This is a genomic window from Alteromonas aquimaris (assembly GCF_026183695.1).
GTDB lineage: Bacteria > Pseudomonadota > Gammaproteobacteria > Enterobacterales > Alteromonadaceae > Alteromonas > Alteromonas aquimaris.
This window is the reverse complement of sequence record NZ_JAPFRD010000002.1, coordinates 115,990-133,216: the sequence shown is the minus strand read 5'-3', so window position 1 is coordinate 133,216 and position 17,227 is coordinate 115,990. Positions and strand designations below refer to the sequence as shown.

Genomic DNA, 17,227 nt, shown 5'->3' with positions numbered 1-17,227 from the left:
CCGTGTGACTTTTGACTTGATAGTAAGATATGTCGATGAAACTGGAGCAACAAAATATGTTGTTATTGAGGCCAAGGGAGGCAATTCTGGCTTGGGCAAGCGTTTGACAGTTGATAAAACACAATATGCACAGCAAGGTACTCAGGAGTACCACACCAGTTTGGTGACTGATATGATTGCAAAAGAAGGACGTTTGGGTAATGCAAACCTAAATTCTGATATGCGTAGAGCCTTAGATTGGCTTAAAGCAAATGACGTAGAATATCGCTCCTATAGTAATGCAAAATACGATGTGCATGAAAATTTAGCAAGTATCGACAATGGTTCTTTTGGATTATTAATATCGCCGTTCTCAACTACAGGCGGCTAAGCGAAGGGTCTAATTACATTTATGAAATCAATTCATATTAAGAATTTCATTCCAGAACCTAAAGATCTAGAACAGACTATAGAGTATTTGCGAAATGGTGAACCTGAACGATTTCGCACACTACTCAATAACGTCTTAGAAAAGAAAAACGATGACTTTGCTTTTGTAGTACGTCATATATATCACATGGAGCGGGACAGGACATTCTCTCTCCTTCAACTTAATGAATATTCAAATGAAAAATCAGATTTCATGGATGCAATGCAACATCTAGAAACCAGCTTTAGTGCACTCGAAGTATTGATGAAAAGGGCAACAGATCCGAACGCCCCCCCTCAGGAAGTGACCGTGAATGGTATCACGGGCCTCCTTCTTCCTCGAATGGGTCCGCTTGATAGATTAAGTTGGGCGCGATTCATATTCGAATCAATCAGTATGCGCAGACCAGATTTGGTGGAAATGCATATGCAATTTGATCCCGAAGAAGCTGCTCAAGCAGAACCAAAATCTGCCGATATGGCGCGCTTCTATGTGGAATATATCAAAGGTATGTTAACACCTGATGCACAGCACGAACGATTGCTCAGGCAATATACCGAAGTGTTTGCACCAGAATTGCATTCCAGGGCCAGAGTTGCCTTACAGCCTTTGTATTATGTAGCGATTGGTGATGAAGTAAATTATGAAAAAAGTATGCGCGTAGCGGGTAAAGCCCACCATAAGGCGGCCATGTCCAACCATATCCCATTTGGCATTGACCAAATGGCCTATCCCTCAGACTTGATTGCTACCGCTAGCTTAGCCTACGACAGACACGGCTGGATGCTCAAGCACACCAATGATTATTTACCTGAATGGTGGATTTATAATCGTTTTGCACCTGCCAGTTAATCATATTTAACTTTCATGAGTGACTGTCCCGCTGTGTGTTGATCAGAGAAAACGACTGTCGGTGTGGGCGAAATTAATTTAGATGGCAGAACCATTGATGTAAATGCGCAATACACGGGCAAATCCCTTGATGAAATTAATGCACTTCGCGATGAGATACGCTTACAAAAAGCAGCCATCACTGATTCCACTGCTCCTGCCGATATTGAAGAATACAAACGTCTTGATAAACTCCATAGGGAGTTATCAGAAGCTGAGGGTCTCCTTCTTGCAGAAGCGTTAGCAGATACCTACCCTAATGCACAGGTAATTACCCCCACTTGGGGTGATGGTTCAAGTAACATCAACCTGGATAGAGTTGTGCAATATCAGGTCAACGACGAAATTAGGTGGCTTGCTATTGAAGCGAAGGGAGGCGGTTCAGGATTAGGTAAACGTCTCACTGTGGACAAACAGCATTATGCTCAGCAAGGTTCTCAGCAGAATTGGGATAGTTTGTATAAAGATATGGTGAGTAAGCGTGATAGCATGGAGCAACGTGGGATTCAAGTGCCAGCTCAAATGGATTCACTGATCTCCGCTATGAAACAGAACAGTTTTGAATACGTCGTTGTTAGCAAAGCTATCTACGACCAGGCTGGCAGGTTTGCTGGATTTACAAAAAGTGTCTTTCCATCTAAAACTCCACCTCCAGGCTCTTAGAATCCTGAGAAGGTAGTCTTAAAGTAATGCATGAGGTAATAATTTTTGAAACAGCTTCATATAAAATTTCACGTTGCGCCACCGAAACATAGCAAGGAGCAACGTCTAGACTTCATGAGAAATTATGTATATAACAGAATTATGAAGTCGATTGCCTATTCGATAGAAGTGAATTTAAAAAATTTTAATTTCTTACTCTCAAGTTTATTTGAGGACTATAGATTCCTCCTTAAAAATTCACTTAATATCTATGAGTTAACGCAGGATAAAACTGATTGGAATGCTGTCCTTGAAAATCTTCACACCAGCTTTTCCGCTCTTGCCGCACTAATAGATCAATCAGATTGTTCGAAAGAAATAACTGTAGCAGGGGTAACTGGCAAGCTAGACCCAAACTATCCTCCCCCCAAGTATAGCGGATGGAGCATTCGGTTATTTGAGTCTATTAGCATGCGACGAAATGATCTCGTTTCTATTTTGCTTAAATACGATCCAGAAACTGCTGCGCAGCTTGAACCTGAGTATGCAGACCTCTCCAGATTTCAAGTAAATTATATTAAGGGAATGCTAAATAAAGAGGGCGAGCATGACCGATTATTCGCGCAGTTAAACGAAGTTTTTTATGCTGACCTACAGTATCACGCGCAAGCGCGCTTAAAGCCTTTTTATTACTTAGCGAAGGAAGACGAAGAAGGATTTGAAAAGGCGATTATCGAAGCAACGCAAGCCCATCGAAGCGCTTGCAAAACAAACGGTGTTCCAATTGAACCAACTCAACTACACTTTCCATCCGCCATTATCGCTGCGGCAAGTCTAGGCTTCGATCGTTACGGTTGGACATTAAAACATAAAAATGACTATCTGCCACAGTGGTGGATATACAACCAATTTACCTCCAACTCTTAAAAGCCTGAAAGGGTACTTTTGGGAAATACATGAGAAAGTAAATTTTGAAACAGCTTCATATAAAATTTCACGTTGCGCCACCGAAACAAAGTAGGGAGCAACGTCTAGACTTCATGAAGAATTATGTCAATAACCTTTATGGAAACTCAATTAACAGTGCCATAGAATCAAGTTTAAAATTAAATCATATTTTATGGCTATTGTTTCAAAATTACAGGTTTCTACTCAAAAATTCACTTAATATCTATGAGTTAACGCAGGATAAATCTGATTGGAAAGCCGTCCTTGAAAATCTTCACACCAGCTTTTCCGCTCTTGCCGCATTAATAGAACAATCAGATTGTTCGAAAGAAATAACTGTAGCAGGGGTAACTGGCAAGTTGGATCCAAACTATCCTCCCCCCAAGTATAGCGGATGGAGCATTCGGTTATTTGAGTCTATTAGCATGCGACGAAATGATCTCGTTTCTATTTTACTTAAATACGATCCAGAAACTGCTGCGCAGCTTGAACCTGAGTATGCAGACCTTTCAAGATTTCAGGTAAATTATATAAAGGGAATGCTAAATAAAGAGGGCGAGCACGACCGATTATTCGCGCAGTTAAACGAAGTTTATTATGCCGACCTACAGTATCACGCGCAAGCGCGCTTAAAGCCTTTTTATTACTTAGCGAAGGAAGACGAAGAAGGATTTGAAAAGGCGATTATCGAAGCAACGCAAGCCCATCGAAGCGCTTGCAAAACAAACGGTGTTCCAATTGAACCAACTCAACTACACTTTCCATCCGCCATTATCGCCGCGGCAAGCCTTGGTTATGACCGACACGGCTGGACATTAAAGCATAAAAACGACTATTTGCCGGAATGGTGGATATACAACCAGTTTGAGCTTGAAGACTCTCTTGATACTTAATTGAAATTAATTGGGGCATGTATTCCCGATGCCCAAAATTATTCGATAAGCTGAGTCAAGTTGATATTACTAAATATGATCTTCAGGTAAAAGGTAACAAGTTCAGTATGGTGTACCAATAACATTTTTTGGATTTATCTCATCACATGAATATTCCGCGTTCACCCTATAATAATAACCACCATTAAATTTCACCCAGCTATTATTCACATACATCTGGGAATCTCTAGTGCGTAAATCAATGTCATGCTCTGTAAGTACTGCAACCCCCTTGTCACACTTACTGTTTGCAAACTGTTGCAATGTATTTGTTGCTTGCTCAACTGTATCTTCACTGCAAGAAAGTAAGGTTTCACGAGCACTGCAATGTGCAAAATGCGAAGTTATACAACCACTTAATAACTGCGAAACTAAAAGCACTAAAAATACTTTTAAAACAACCTCTTTAAACATCAATCAATTCCCTTAGACCAATTGCCAGCCTGGCACTACACCCACCGTCAGCCGCCCCACAGGCAATGCGTGTGGTTGATCTACATAAATCCCAGTCATAACATATCCAGCCACCCCGTAAGATACCATCAGCGTTTGGATTAGCAGAATAATAAGGTGCAGATGAGGATTGTCGCACGCCATAAAGATGCTTGTCGTCTTCTACCCATTCACTTAAGTTACCCAACATGCCGACTAATCCAAATGCATTAGCTTTCTTCTGAGCCTGCCTTGATAGAGTAAAATACCCCCCTGGAGGAAAGGTGACCGTGTGCTTCGTCCACGCATAATCATCATCAGGTTCATTTCCCCAGTAAAACAGCGAATTCGTACCCGCTTTACACGCATACTCCCATTCTATTTCGCCAGGTAAGCGCAAACCGACCTTATTGGCAGCATCGCGAACATCCTCTCGTTTCACCGCGTCCACGCCGTGATTTTCTCCATACTCCTTAAAAAGTTTAGTGCCTTCCATGATTTTCCATTGGGCTTCGGTGATAACAAATTCACCAATGAGAAATGGGGTTACTGAATGCGCAAACTGCTGCTCGAAATCATTTTCATCAATATCCATCCAACGATTTTGCTTAGCCGTAGCATAAAACTCTGGGGCAATACCCAGCTTAAAATCATCACTACCGGGAATAAGGTGCATCACCATACCGGTTTGCCGATGAGTAAATCGGGCGATGGGATTACTCAATCCAGCGCATTCAAACTGCTTAATATCAATGAAATCAAAAAGCTTATTCAGCCCTTGTGAGAGTAATTGTTGGATTTCATCCTGACGCTGCGCGTCGGTGGCATTGCGCCATGTATCATGATTAGAAATTAGCATTAAGCCTCGATATTCCTATGCAACTTGAACAAAGAATATCACAGGCTTAATTTCTTAAAAACACGGTTACTCTTGCTATCTAGGCTTTCGCGAGCTTCGCCGCAATCTCAGCCACATACTTACCCTGATATCTTGCGCCACCTAATTCTATTTCACTGGGTTGACGGGAGCCGTCACCACCGGTAAGTGTGGTGGCGCCATAAGGCGTGCCGCCTGCGACTTCTTCTAACTGAGCGAGTTTTTCGTACGAATAAGGCAAGCCCACTACCACCATGCCCATGTGGAAAAAAGTGGTCATGTTGGAAACCAGCGTGGTTTCCTGGCCGCCGTGTTGGCTGGCGGTGGAGGTAAAGGTTGAAGCCACTTTGCCTTCCAGAGCGCCTTTCTGCCACAAGCCGCCGGTTTGATCCCAGAATGCTGCCATCTGTGAGGCCATGCGACCATAGCGTGTGCCGACACCCACGATAATGGCATCGTAATTGGCCAAATCGTCCACTTTGGCGATGGGCGCTGGTTGATCGGTTTTGAAGCCAGCGTTTTTGACTACCTCATCCGGTGCGGTTTCTGGAACCCGTTTTATATCCACTTCTGCACCCGCAGATCTTGCGCCTTCTGCCACCGCTTCTGCCATTTGTTCAATGTGTCCGTAAGAGGAATAGTAAAGTACCAGCACTTTTGCCATGGTTTTCTCCGTGGGTAGATTTATTTTATATCTTTACGCCAGGTTTGGGTTTTAGATTTCATTAATCTGTGCTGCCTGCACACGTTAACGGAAATCAGCCGGAGTTATTGCAGTTAATTTCTTGATAACTTGCAACTTTTCATTTTTACTTACCTTAACATTCTGTGGTGCTAATGAAGCTAAATAGACAATCGCTTCGTATATCAGCTACACATCAACTCGTAATTTACTGCCTTAACTGCAGCCATTAAAAAAGGAAAGTGTTATGCCGAAGTGGATTAAATACGCAGGAATAGTGTCACTTGTCACTATACTTAGCGCATGCGGAACCTCGCCAACAGGTCGCAATCAGCTGTTACTTTTCCCTGAAGAGCAGATGGCCCAAATGGGACAGCAAGCTTTTTCCAGCATGAAAGAAGATTTGAAAATATCCAATAAGCGGGTCGCAAACGCGTACGTGGAATGCGTGGCACGTTCTATTACTGTCCACGTGCCGCAGGATGTGTTTCCGGGTCAGTGGGAAGTTGTGGTGTTTGATGATGAACAAGTGAATGCCTTTGCGCTCCCTGGCGGTAAAATCGGGGTCTACACCGGGCTGTTAAACGTGGCAAAAAATCAACATCAACTGGCTGCCGTCATTGGTCACGAGATTGGCCATGTTATTGCCCATCATGGCAATGAACGTATGTCTATCGGTACGGCAAGTAACCTCACCACTCAGGTGGTAGGCCAGGTGTTAGCAGCGAATGAAGTAGCCTACTCGGGCCCCATTATGGCAGCTATCGGTTTAGGCGCGCAGGTGGGTGTTCAGTTGCCTTATAGCAGAAGCCATGAGTCTGAAGCCGATTTAATCGGCTTGACCTTAATGGCGCAAGCGGGCTTTAATCCGCAGGAGTCGGTGGCTTTATGGCACAACATGGATGCGGCGAGTGAAGGAAACCGTCCACCGGAGATGCTTTCCACTCACCCGGCTCCTGATACGCGCATAAAAGATTTACAGGCCAATATGGCTGAAGCCAGTGCATTGTATCAACAGGCTCCCAGACGGCCCGATTGTAAATAGTAAAGAGAAAACGCCACTTCAATAGGGGAAGTGGCGTTTACCTTTTTTTAATCAAATTTCCGGTGTGACCCTCACTTTATCTTTTTCATCTTCTGCATTATCTTCGTTTTCTTCTTTATGCAGATGCACATCCATTTGAGGATAGGGTATCGAAATGCCTTCTTCATCAAAGCGCAGTTTGACAGCTTCGGTAATTGCATATTTGACCGGCCATACGTCAGCGGTATTTACCCAAGGTCTGACATTAAAATTGACACTGGAATCACCTAGTTCCGAAACAGCAATCAGGGGCGCGGGCTCTGCCAGCACTCTTTCATCCTGCTTAACAATTTCCTCTAAGATTTGTTTAGCTTTGAGGAGGTCATCGTCATAACCAATACCAAATACCATATCCACCCGACGGGTATGCTTGGCAGAATAATTGGTAATATTATCACCATATATTTTTCCATTGGGGATGATGATTTCTTTGTTATCCGGGGTGGTCAGGGTGGACGTAAAAATACCAATTTTGTTTACAGAGCCTGACGTTCCAGCAACTTCTACAAAGTCACCTGCTTTAAAGGGTTTAAAAACAAGTAACATGACGCCTGCGGCGAAGTTTTTAAGTGAGTCCTGTAGAGATAACCCAATGGCTAAACCGGCCGCACCAAGTATGGCTACCAAAGAAGTGGTATCAACCCCAAGCTGATCCAATGATGCTACGATGACAAACAGCATCAATATCGCGCTGATAATGGATTCCAAAAAATCTATCAGCATCTGGTCATATTTGGAACGCGCCATCAGTTTAGTGACCATACGCATTACAATCGAGACAATAATGCGACCAATGACAAATATTAAAATTGCCATAGCAATGTTAATTGCCCATGGAATGGCATAGACGTTGATATAACGTTCGATATCTTCAGCGGTAAACTTTGACAGTATTTCTTCCATAGCGATGCAGTTCTGCAGCCCCCATATCTGTATTGCTAAATTATTTGCTTAACCAAAATATCAGTGAATCAAGCACGTGCACAACCTTTATTAAACTTAATACTTAATTATGATCACCCAATCTTAAAAAAATTTAGGAAAAAGGCATGATGTGTCATATCGCTGTCATCTATCAGAACTATGCTTTACACAGTTTATGATCGACAAGCATGCGCAGCTAGGTAACACGTTGATTTATCGATATTACGTAAAAAAAAGCTGAGAAATCGTTTTACAAGCTGGAATTAACGCGTTTTTTGACTATATTTTTTACTTAACATCAATGCAGGACACACGTGTTTTAGCCATGGTGGTTACAGGCTTAAGTAGAGTATAATACTGCTCGGCTTTCGTTTTGTTTTCCCATGAGCTGTATTCATGCACTCGTAAACTAAAGCAGCCATTGATAGTTAATGTTTTTAAAGGATTTGAAAATGTTATTTATAACTGTTCTTTTCTTAGTAGTGTTGTTGTTATTAGCGTATGCATTGTCAACCGATAAGGGTAAAAATACCGTTCATGCCAGACGAAGTAAGTCCGCTATCGTGACCGAACCAGTTCATGCGATGACCAAAACCAATTCTAAGGCTTTGCACGCTAATTGAGTTTTCTAAACTTTGTCGTTTTTTCCTAAGTTATTCAAGCGGGCCACTGGGTCCGCTTGATACATAGCATCATATTTGCCTTAAGAAAGGCGCATTTCGTTGCAGACTGGTACCGCTTATCAGTATCATGTTCCAATTGTCAGAATTAGTTGGATTTTTCGCATGCGCATTCCCCGCATATTTCACCCTGCCCCCATTACTCTGGACACCGAATTTGAACTAAGTGCTGAAGCTACCCATCATGTAGCTAACGTGTTGCGTTTACGGCCGGGCCATCCCGTGGTCTTATTTAACGGCGATGGCAATGAATATAGTGGCGTACTGGTAAATGTAAGCAAACGACAGGTTGTGGTCGAAGCTGACGCTTGTTTGTCGTTAAGTAAAGAGTCGCCCTTGTACCTTCATTTAGGTCAAGGTATTTCCAAAGGGGATAGAATGGAAACGGTTTTGCAAAAGGCCGTAGAACTGGGTGTCGCGGAAATCACGCCCCTGATCACAGAAAGATGTTCGGTGAAGCTGGATGAGAAGCGATGGGAAAAGAAGACCCAGCAATGGTTGAAGATTATCAGTGGTGCGTGCGAACAATGTGGTCGCAACAAGTTACCTAAACTCAACCCCCCGACTGCGTTAGGTCACTGGCTAGCTATATCTACAAAGGCTCAACGGATCACCTTAGCACCTACTGCAAACGACCCCATTACTAAACTTGCATATCATTCTCATGGCTACCAGCTTTTGATTGGACCAGAGGGAGGCTTGTCTGACAATGAAATACATCAGGCCCAGGAATGCGGGTATTTAACAGTCAGCATGGGTCCGCGCGTACTTAGAACAGAAACTGCCGCAATAACCAGTTTAAGTATTTTACAGGCCATGCACGGCGACTTTTAGTAGCCTTAAATGGTTGAAAATTCCTGAATAATCGCCATAGTGTGGGTTAAGCTAATTAAAATCGTATGTGAATCATGAGCTACTCTGTTGGCATTGTGATGGATCCTATTGCGTCCATCAAGCCCCATAAAGACACCAGTTTTGCGATGATGCTTGAAGCCCAGCGTCGCGGCGTTACCCTTTATTATTTTGAGGTGGGCGATTTATATCTTGATAACGGGACACCGAAAGGTTTCGCCAGGAAGGTTACGGTAACTGATCGAGCTACGGATTTTTATACACTCAGTGAGGGTGAACACCTACAGCTTGCCGACATTGATGTGTTTTTGATGCGTAAAGATCCCCCATTCGATAGCGAATACCTTTACGCCACACAAATTTTAACCCTAGTAGAAGAAGCCGGTTCACTGGTGGTCAATAAGCCTTCCAGTCTGCGTGATTTTAACGAGAAATTATTTACCGCCTGGTTTCCTGATCTGATACCCGCCACCTTAGTTACTCGTAACGCTGCGTTGATTAGAAAGTTCCATCAACAGCATAAAGACATTATTTGCAAGCCGTTAGACGGCATGGGCGGTGCTTCCATATTCCGGGTGAAAGAAGATGGCAATAATTTGGGGGTGGTAATTGAAACCCTGACGCGGTTGAACCAGCGCTTCATGATGGTGCAAGAATATTTACCCCAAATTAGTGAAGGGGATAAGCGTATTTTAATTGTGGATGGTGAGGTTATGCCTTATGCGCTGGCCCGTTTACCTTCACAGGGCGAAACTCGTGGAAATCTTGCCGCAGGAGGTACGGGCAGACCACAGCCCCTGTCTGCCTCCGATCTCGCGCTTGCCCAAAAAATAGCGCCTGTGGTCAAAGAAAAAGGTTTGTTGTTTGTGGGTATCGATGTCATCGGAAATAAAGTCACAGAAATAAACGTAACCAGCCCCACCTGCGTAAGAGAGATTGAGGCGCATTTTGATATTAATATAACAGGCAAACTGTTCGATGCGATTGAGCGCCGGATCGTACATTCGTGAGGGTTTCATGACGGAGTTAAAAAGTTTACAAAACCATTTTCTGATTGCCATGCCTTCTATGGAAGATCCGTACTTTTCGCGCTCGCTCACCTATATTTGTGAACACAATGCCGATGGAGCGATGGGTATCGTAGTCAATCAGCCTTCCACCATGAATTTAAAGCAACTTCTGGAACAAACTGACAAAGACGCAATCGTTGCTGACGATCGCAAAGAGCAAATTATATTAGCAGGCGGTCCTGTGAGTCAGGAGCGTGGATTTGTACTGCATACTAACGAAGGAAAATGGGCGTCTAGTCTGGCTCTAAGCGATGAAATCATGGTGACTACCTCTAAGGATATTCTAACCGCAATAGGTAACAAAAGCGGGCCGCAAAGCGCGGTTATCGCATTAGGGTATGCAGGGTGGACGGCGGGGCAGTTAGAAGCGGAAATGCAGCATAACGCCTGGCTGACTATTGAAGCTGATCCCGAAATTCTTTTCCACACCCCCATTCATAAACGATGGCAAGCTGCGGTGAACAAATTAGGTATCGATGTGTGGCAGCTCGCCCCGGAGAGTGGACGTGCCTGAGGCAGGAACGCGCACCGTATTAGCGTTCGACTTTGGCACCAAAAGTATCGGCATTGCGGTGGGCCAGGAAGTGACGGGCACCGCAGCCCCCCTCGCAGCGTTAAAAGCGCGTGATGGCGTACCGGATTGGGATGCTTTGCACAAAATCATTGAACAATGGCAACCTGATTTGGCGGTGGTCGGCCTGCCGCTGAATATGGATGGCACAGAGCAGGATGTTACCCAACGTGCGAAGAAATTTGCGAATAGACTTCACGGTCGTTTCAAGCTAAAAGTAGAAACCTGGGACGAACGCTTAACCACCGTCGATGCCAGAGCGATGCTGTTTGAGCTGGGCGGATACAAAAAACTGACAAAGGACAAAGTAGATAGTGTTTCTGCCTGTGTGATTTTTACAAGTTGGGCGGAGAATCAATATAATTAAATTTCGGTTGCGCTAGCGCAGTATTGTCCTTTTTTTGTGCTAGCCTTGTTGTCACAGTCAAGACTAAATTTCGCTATCATGATTTTCTCACGATTTTTTTTCTACTTGTTGTGATAATTTTCATTACCAGCGGTTGCGGAGGTAGCAAGAGTTCAACACCACCGCAAACTAATAGCTCTCCTAGCACGCATCCTGTATCCTCTGCACCGACAACACTACGACAGATTGCCAATGATATTCGTAAACATAGCGATATATCAGGAATAATCTTATTATCTCAAACTGGCAACCTAAAGGCAGACGTAGTCGCTTCAGGGATTGATCTTGAACAGGAGCATTTGTTTAAAATAGCCAGCATCAGCAAATTATTTATGGCAGTAGCGGTGACCAAGCTGGTTAACGAAAATGCCTTAGATCTGCGAGATTTCGTTTCAACATGGTTACCCGAGCTTTCGTTGAGCATCGCAAATGCTGAATCCGCTACCCTTAAACATTTAATTACGCATCGTAGCGGGATCCCTGATTTCGATAGTCAACCGGGCTTTTCGTGGGACCGTTCCCATACGGATATTGTGGCAACCCTTAAGCTAATAGAAGGAAAACCCGCCGATTTTAATCCGGGCGAACGCTACGCCTACTCGAACAGTAACTATTTATTGTTAGGTCTGGTAATGGATAAAGTACTGGGGTTTAGTCACGAGCTGTACATTCAGAATGAAATACTCGCGCCGCTGGGAATGAAAGACACCTATTTACAGCAAGCCTATGCGCCACAGGATTCACTCATCACCGGTTACTGGAATGGTAGAGATAAAAAAGCACAAAAATACGCTATTCCAGGAGGCTCAATGGTGGCGTCTGCTGAAGATATTGCCATGTTTATGGGTGCGCTCAACCGAGGCGAATTATTGAATGAACAGGAAGCAAACCTTTACGTCTATTATCATGAACACACAGGCTGGTTGCCCGGTTATCAGAGTATTGCCCGCTACGATGCTTTATCTGATACCGTAATCCTTGTTTTTACCACCAATACCGGTGGCGAAAGCAGTTCGCTTAGCGAACGCGCATTCAACCAAATCAGAAATATTGTTCGCCAACGAGGCAGTTAGCCTTAATTAAACAAGGGGGTGAGTATCGATTCCAGGTTATCAACTGGGCGCTGTTTGATGAGTCTTTCACATGCTTGGTGTAGCTCACGCTGGGTGCTTTTCTCAAGATTTTGCACGCGCTGCTGAAAGTCATTGGCATCGAGGGCTAACGCATCGCGACTAGCGTGACTGCGTTGCGATATTTGTGCATGTAAATGAATAAAACGACCGATCACCACATACGGAAAATTACGATTTTTAATAGGTCCTAAGCGTGCTTCATAGCCTCCTACAGGCAGCCCCTGTACAGACAAATCTGCGAGTTTGTCTGCGCCAAACCACGCACTGGAAGCGCCAATAAGCCCCCCTCCAAGTGCACCCAACATAAAGCTTGAGCCCGCCACCGCCGCATCCAACGCGGCGCCGCCCAGCGCCCCGGTCGCGGTTGCAGCATACACCAACTGCTTTTTATCCAAGCCCCATATAAACCATTGGCCACAGTCGAACAGGTCGGGTGGCAAATCTATTTGCTGTGCTACCACATCACTTTGAAAGTGGCCGTATATAGCCATCAGCTCTCTTACTGCCTGTGTTTCCCGTTCCCGCATCCAGTGATGGTATTGCTTTTCGAGCATTGGCTTGATTTTTTCTGCCTGAGACGGCGTAAGCACTTTCTGCGTTTCTCTATGCTCACATAAGTCTTCAACTAAGCGACTTAGCAAGGCAATACTTTGTTCCAGCTGTTGTTGCCGCTGAACTTGTAAATCACCAATCGTATTTTGTAGGGCGTCAGACCAGGCAGAATTTAGATGAGAAAATGTTTTCAGTAAGGTTATTTGTTTTTCAAAGTCTGCCTTCATGGGATTAAAGACTTGAACCGATTTAAAGTACTGCAATAACGCACTTTTCCATTCATCAACGTAATCAACGCTCTCTATTGGGTTGATAAGTGCCATAGATGGCTGCCCACTCCAACGTAGGATCTCCATTTCAGCTTCGTATTCGGCACCGTAAGGATGGGAACCATCCACCACATAAAGTATTGCTGCGCCATTGACAATGGGTTTAAGCAATTCCACCTCATCGGGAAACTGTTTTTGACAGTCGCTATCATGGACAAATTTTTCTAACACCTTGGCCCGCTCGCTCGCGTTAGCTCCTTGCTCGTGAAGCCAGCGCAAAACTTTAACCGGCCGCTGAAATCCCGGTGTGTCTATTAGTTGGTAGCCACCATTAGCAGTATCCACGGTAATACTTTCGGCCTTTTCGGTGGTACCACTGCGACTGGATATCACCACATCGTCATTATGCGATAAGGTGGACACGATGGACGATTTTCCTTTGTTGGGGTGCCCTACCACCGCAAAGCGTGCCAGTTTGTTTGCTTTCATGCCGTACCCTCGCCATCTCGTGTAGCTGAACGCTCGTCATCACCTCGAAGCGTTGTTGCAGCGGCGGGCTGGAACAACTGCCAGTTATGCAGTTCTGAGCAGAATCGCCGCCATTCCTTCAGATGTTTCTGCTCTGCATTACGCACTGTGTGTTGGTGGTAATTGACAGGGTAGATAAACCCCTGCCCGTGTTGCAGAAAATCGTGTAATTCACCCAGGGGGGGCTCCCAGGCTTTTACCAACACGAGTTTATATTCTGCATACTGTTCTGCCTGAGTTTGCTCTTTCTCACTTGCAAGTGGCCCTGCGACGAGCCTTGGTTGGCCTGCAACCTCATCTAATTGGGCAACAATTGCCTCAGGTAAGGCGCTCCAATTAATTACCGCATAAGTAGAAGGCAATTGATGACGCACTTCGGATAATTCAAAGTGCTCGGGCTGACGACGTGGGTTCTGCTGGATGCGTTGTTTTAACTGTTGTTCAAAGTCGCTCTTGAGTCGGTGTTTTATAATAGACCGGCTGACCACCAGTAACATACCTCTTAACAGAAACGCATAAAAAATTTGGGTTGCAAGGATAAACGGCCACCATAACGCGAGGTTGGCAGGCGATTCGTAAAGCTGGGTGAGTCTGGAGTCCTGAGTGCGCTCGAGTAGCTCAACAGAAGGTTGGGCGGATTCCCAAAACCACCAGGGTGAGGCGATGCCCTTTAGCCAGGGATAAATATCGTTGGCGGTTAATATAGTGCTGCGCCACACAAAATTAATATCGGTCGCTACCAGTAATATTAATAAGGTAAGGATACCAGCGAGCGAGTACGCTAACATCGCAAACTGACTTTGCAGAAAAAACCAATGCTTATCCAGATGTCGTTGCCTGAGCTGGCGCAGAACGCTGGAACGGGATACACCTAAAAAACCCAGCTTACTCACAATGCGCGCAAGATTTACCCCCTTACCGCTCACCATAGATAAAACGGAAGTGATTAAGCCTAACAGGGGAAACAGTAAAAACACCAATAACAAATAAAATAGGTTAACCCGCCCCTGGGCATCACCGTTTAACAAAACAAAACTTAGCAAGAACCCCAATAGCATGCCAGCGCATACAATTGCCGGTGACATGCGCACAGTTTGAGAGATATCATTTTGCGCTGCCGAGGTAATTTCAGAATCGGTCACACTACAACTCTAATTAATTAAAATTGAAAGACTTTTCAAATGGTACGTAATTAGGAAAGTCTCTACAATGAAAACTAGCGGGTTTCGCGGTATCGTACAAGCAAATGTCGCTGTATTTTGTAAAGATAACCAGAAACGTGGTGCATGTACGTGAGTTTGAATAGGAGTTAAAAGTGGTAAAGCGCACCCCTATCCCGCCAGAAAGCCTGCGTATGCACAACCCCTGGGTGTGAAAAGCCGCGCAATATCCACAGTTACAGGTTCACGCTCGTGGTGAATCAATAACCTATCGACCTTGAGTTTACTGTTGCCTAATCCTATGGCTATCACCAGCGGTATGCAAAACTCTTCAATCACTGAAACCACTAACGCGCGAATTCGATAAGTAAGGTATGCTGACCCTACTGCCCTTAGAGCTGCACGCAGCATGTTATACAGAATTACAAGTTATAGGGGTTCATTATCGCGAAAAAACGCCACGCTCAAGCATAGGAACCAAAGGATCTGGCCAAGCCCGAAAATTGCCCCGAAATCACTTAGGCCAGGCAAGATCGTAAGACAACCGGCAATACCTACAATTATGCCTACGATATTGAGGGCTGTAGAAAAAGTTCGGGTGCGTAGCGCCATAACGCTGATCAGCACCACCCATAGGCCACCGAGCACTTCCACACCACCGCCTAACCCATCCTGGATAATCCCCAACATCTGCCATACTGTGACCGCAAGCGCGGGGTCAGACGCATACAAAGACGACACTTTTTCCATCCCCACATTGGCGATCATACCACTTGCAATCAATAAAGCGGCCCAGATAAAGCCCAATGTTTTGGTGGCTTTTGTGCGAATGATGTCGGTATGGGGGATTCTTGTATCTAAAGCTAGAGTAAGAAAGATAAGCACTATTCCAAACACGGTATAAATGACATTATTCCAGATGTGCAGCAGGGTTTTATTTTCTAATAAGAATTCAAGCCGTTGCGCGTGCGACCACTCACTAGCCTGTTCGGGGGAAAGTAACAGCAGTAGTACACTAAACCCAAAGATATATGCGCACCCAGCATATAGCGCAGCAAAGCCACCCGTTTGTTTTAGTTCCATCTTTTTTCCTGTGTCCTATGGCTATCAAAACTGAAAAGAAAAAATTCTTTATAACACCAAACCCCAGGCTGATGTAGTGGCTTAAAGCGAAAGAGAAATACCTCCAACCGCCCCTCCTTTACTAAGAAGCCTAGATAGAGAAGCCGCGTACGAATCAGCATGGCGCCACAATAGCCTACTTCGGTGCCAACCTTAGGTCAGGTTCCTGCATTACGGTAAAAAAGCTTACGTTCCCCCTTGGGGGGTAGATTGCCATGACTTTATTGCGATACCTGGGTGGTAATACCGTTTAAGGGATCGCGAAATAAATCAGTGCCAATGACACGCCAAAGCCGACTAACCACGCGGTGCTGCGCAAAAGGTGGATATTGAACCAGTAGGCAAAAAGATAAATGGTTCGGGCTGCGATGAAGGTAATTGCCAGCGTGGTAATAACAGGCCCGATTGTCTCGGTCGCGATACACACCAACACGCCAGGCGCAAACATGGTTAACGCTTCAAAACAGTTTTCATGGGCCGCTTTAGCTCTTGCTCCAAAGCCTTTCAGGCACGCCTGTTGGGCCCGCGGCTCTTTATTGTCATAGCCTCCCTGCATCTCGTTTTGCGCATAGGCTAAAGGTACTTTGGCTAATATCGGCATCACAGTTGCGATGAGTAAGCATAATATCAGTATTGTCATCTATCCTGCCTTTTAAGTATTCAATAGAAAATTAAAGCAGAATAACCTGAACGCGCAAATTTGAATAGCGTGTTGGTCGTATCAGGAAATCGGAACAGAGCGCTGCTCATACTGACATTGCCAACACGATTCAAATTCTGGCTCGTTAAATTCGTGGCACTCGGGACATTGCCATAATTGCGCACAAACCTTTACATCGTCAGCTTTTAACTGTTGCGTTAATCCTTCAATCACTTTGCTGGCTTTGGGTTCCCAGGCCTCATCGATTAACCAAATTTCGGGCAAGACTTCCTGCCAGGGAAGCTCACCCATTGCGCCGCTGATGAATTCGTTTTTCATCAGATAGGGAATGTCCAATGCTTCAAGTTCACTGCGAACTTGTTGAACTAAAAAACTGTCATGACTCGAAAACAGTTTTTTCAT

The 17,227-nt window shown here is 44.7% G+C and carries 21 protein-coding genes; 12 read left to right on the top strand and 9 right to left on the bottom strand.

Annotated features, from left to right (window positions below):
• Nucleotides 1-4 precede the first annotated feature (4 nt).
• From OPS25_RS00790 to OPS25_RS00770, 5 genes are all read left to right on the top strand, one after another.
• Complete coding sequence (locus tag OPS25_RS00790) at nt 5-370, top strand: hypothetical protein (RefSeq protein ID WP_265615738.1); 366 nt, start codon at nt 5-7, stop codon at nt 368-370.
• Nucleotides 371-391: 21 nt separating this feature from the next.
• Nucleotides 392-1,261, top strand: coding sequence for an Imm49 family immunity protein (locus OPS25_RS00785; RefSeq protein WP_265615737.1), 870 nt, complete (start codon nt 392-394; stop codon nt 1,259-1,261).
• Between the two features lie 63 nt (nt 1,262-1,324).
• Nucleotides 1,325-1,963, top strand: a complete 639-nt coding sequence (locus OPS25_RS00780; RefSeq protein ID WP_265615736.1) for a hypothetical protein — start codon at nt 1,325-1,327, stop codon at nt 1,961-1,963.
• Nucleotides 1,964-2,008: 45 nt separating this feature from the next.
• Nucleotides 2,009-2,869: an Imm49 family immunity protein gene (locus OPS25_RS00775; protein ID WP_265615735.1), complete on the top strand. Its 861-nt coding sequence runs from the start codon at nt 2,009-2,011 to the stop codon at nt 2,867-2,869.
• A 113-nt stretch (nt 2,870-2,982) separates the two neighbouring features.
• Nucleotides 2,983-3,783, top strand: a complete 801-nt coding sequence (locus OPS25_RS00770) for an Imm49 family immunity protein (protein WP_265615734.1) — start codon at nt 2,983-2,985, stop codon at nt 3,781-3,783.
• Nucleotides 3,784-3,885: 102 nt separating this feature from the next.
• Here the strand turns inward: OPS25_RS00770 and OPS25_RS00765 are convergent, their stop codons facing one another.
• From OPS25_RS00765 to wrbA, 3 genes are all read right to left on the bottom strand, one after another.
• The gene (locus OPS25_RS00765) at nt 3,886-4,236 is read right to left on the bottom strand and encodes a hypothetical protein (protein WP_265615733.1); all 351 of its coding nucleotides are present in this window, start codon (nt 4,234-4,236) and stop codon (nt 3,886-3,888) included.
• The gene (locus OPS25_RS00760; protein WP_265615732.1) at nt 4,229-5,113 is read right to left on the bottom strand and encodes a formylglycine-generating enzyme family protein; all 885 of its coding nucleotides are present in this window, start codon (nt 5,111-5,113) and stop codon (nt 4,229-4,231) included. The genes OPS25_RS00765 and OPS25_RS00760 overlap by 8 nt, the downstream gene beginning before the upstream one ends.
• A gap of 79 nt (nt 5,114-5,192) precedes the next feature.
• The gene (gene wrbA, locus OPS25_RS00755) at nt 5,193-5,795 is read right to left on the bottom strand and encodes an NAD(P)H:quinone oxidoreductase (protein WP_265615731.1); all 603 of its coding nucleotides are present in this window, start codon (nt 5,793-5,795) and stop codon (nt 5,193-5,195) included.
• A 265-nt stretch (nt 5,796-6,060) separates the two neighbouring features.
• Between wrbA and OPS25_RS00750 the strand changes: the two genes are divergently transcribed.
• Entirely contained in the window at nt 6,061-6,858 is a 798-nt protein-coding gene (locus OPS25_RS00750) for a M48 family metallopeptidase (protein ID WP_265615730.1), read from the top strand.
• A gap of 51 nt (nt 6,859-6,909) precedes the next feature.
• On the opposite strand, the gene OPS25_RS00745 is transcribed toward OPS25_RS00750, so the two are convergent.
• A complete protein-coding gene (locus tag OPS25_RS00745) occupies nt 6,910-7,800 on the bottom strand; it encodes a mechanosensitive ion channel family protein (protein ID WP_265615729.1) in 891 nt (296 codons plus the stop codon).
• Between the two features lie 473 nt (nt 7,801-8,273).
• On the opposite strand from OPS25_RS00745, the gene OPS25_RS00740 reads away from it, so the two are divergent.
• The 6 genes from OPS25_RS00740 (at nt 8,274) to OPS25_RS00715 (ending at nt 12,473) form a co-directional block, all read left to right on the top strand.
• Nucleotides 8,274-8,444, top strand: a complete 171-nt coding sequence (locus tag OPS25_RS00740; RefSeq protein ID WP_265615728.1) for a hypothetical protein — start codon at nt 8,274-8,276, stop codon at nt 8,442-8,444.
• 162 nt (nt 8,445-8,606) lie between these two features.
• A complete protein-coding gene (locus OPS25_RS00735; protein WP_265616132.1) occupies nt 8,607-9,335 on the top strand; it encodes a 16S rRNA (uracil(1498)-N(3))-methyltransferase in 729 nt (242 codons plus the stop codon).
• 74 nt (nt 9,336-9,409) lie between these two features.
• Nucleotides 9,410-10,363: a glutathione synthase gene (gene gshB, locus OPS25_RS00730; RefSeq protein WP_265615727.1), complete on the top strand. Its 954-nt coding sequence runs from the start codon at nt 9,410-9,412 to the stop codon at nt 10,361-10,363.
• A 7-nt stretch (nt 10,364-10,370) separates the two neighbouring features.
• Nucleotides 10,371-10,937, top strand: a complete 567-nt coding sequence (locus OPS25_RS00725; protein WP_265615726.1) for a YqgE/AlgH family protein — start codon at nt 10,371-10,373, stop codon at nt 10,935-10,937.
• Entirely contained in the window at nt 10,930-11,361 is a 432-nt protein-coding gene (gene ruvX / locus OPS25_RS00720; protein WP_265615725.1) for a Holliday junction resolvase RuvX, read from the top strand. Before OPS25_RS00725 ends, ruvX begins: the two co-directional genes overlap by 8 nt.
• 110 nt (nt 11,362-11,471) lie before the next feature.
• On the top strand, nt 11,472-12,473 hold the full coding sequence (locus OPS25_RS00715; RefSeq protein WP_265615724.1) for a serine hydrolase domain-containing protein: 1,002 nt from the start codon (nt 11,472-11,474) through the stop codon (nt 12,471-12,473).
• 2 nt (nt 12,474-12,475) lie between these two features.
• Here OPS25_RS00715 and OPS25_RS00710 read toward each other — a convergent pair whose 3' ends face one another.
• The 5 genes from OPS25_RS00710 to OPS25_RS00690 all read right to left on the bottom strand — a co-directional run bounded on the left by OPS25_RS00710 (nt 12,476) and on the right by OPS25_RS00690 (nt 17,227).
• Nucleotides 12,476-13,843 (bottom strand): DUF3482 domain-containing protein, encoded by a 1,368-nt coding sequence (locus OPS25_RS00710; RefSeq protein WP_265615723.1) that lies wholly within the window; start codon nt 13,841-13,843, stop codon nt 12,476-12,478.
• Nucleotides 13,840-15,024 carry a DUF2868 domain-containing protein gene (locus OPS25_RS00705; RefSeq protein WP_265615722.1) on the bottom strand — a complete coding sequence of 395 codons (1,185 nt, stop codon included), beginning with the start codon at nt 15,022-15,024 and terminating at the stop codon, nt 13,840-13,842. Before OPS25_RS00705 ends, OPS25_RS00710 begins: the two co-directional genes overlap by 4 nt.
• A 447-nt stretch (nt 15,025-15,471) precedes the next feature.
• Nucleotides 15,472-16,125 (bottom strand): hypothetical protein, encoded by a 654-nt coding sequence (locus tag OPS25_RS00700; protein ID WP_265615721.1) that lies wholly within the window; start codon nt 16,123-16,125, stop codon nt 15,472-15,474.
• Between the two features lie 289 nt (nt 16,126-16,414).
• Complete coding sequence (locus tag OPS25_RS00695) at nt 16,415-16,804, bottom strand: MAPEG family protein (RefSeq protein ID WP_265615720.1); 390 nt, start codon at nt 16,802-16,804, stop codon at nt 16,415-16,417.
• An 81-nt stretch (nt 16,805-16,885) separates the two neighbouring features.
• Nucleotides 16,886-17,227 carry a putative signal transducing protein gene (locus OPS25_RS00690; protein ID WP_265615719.1) on the bottom strand — a complete coding sequence of 114 codons (342 nt, stop codon included), beginning with the start codon at nt 17,225-17,227 and terminating at the stop codon, nt 16,886-16,888.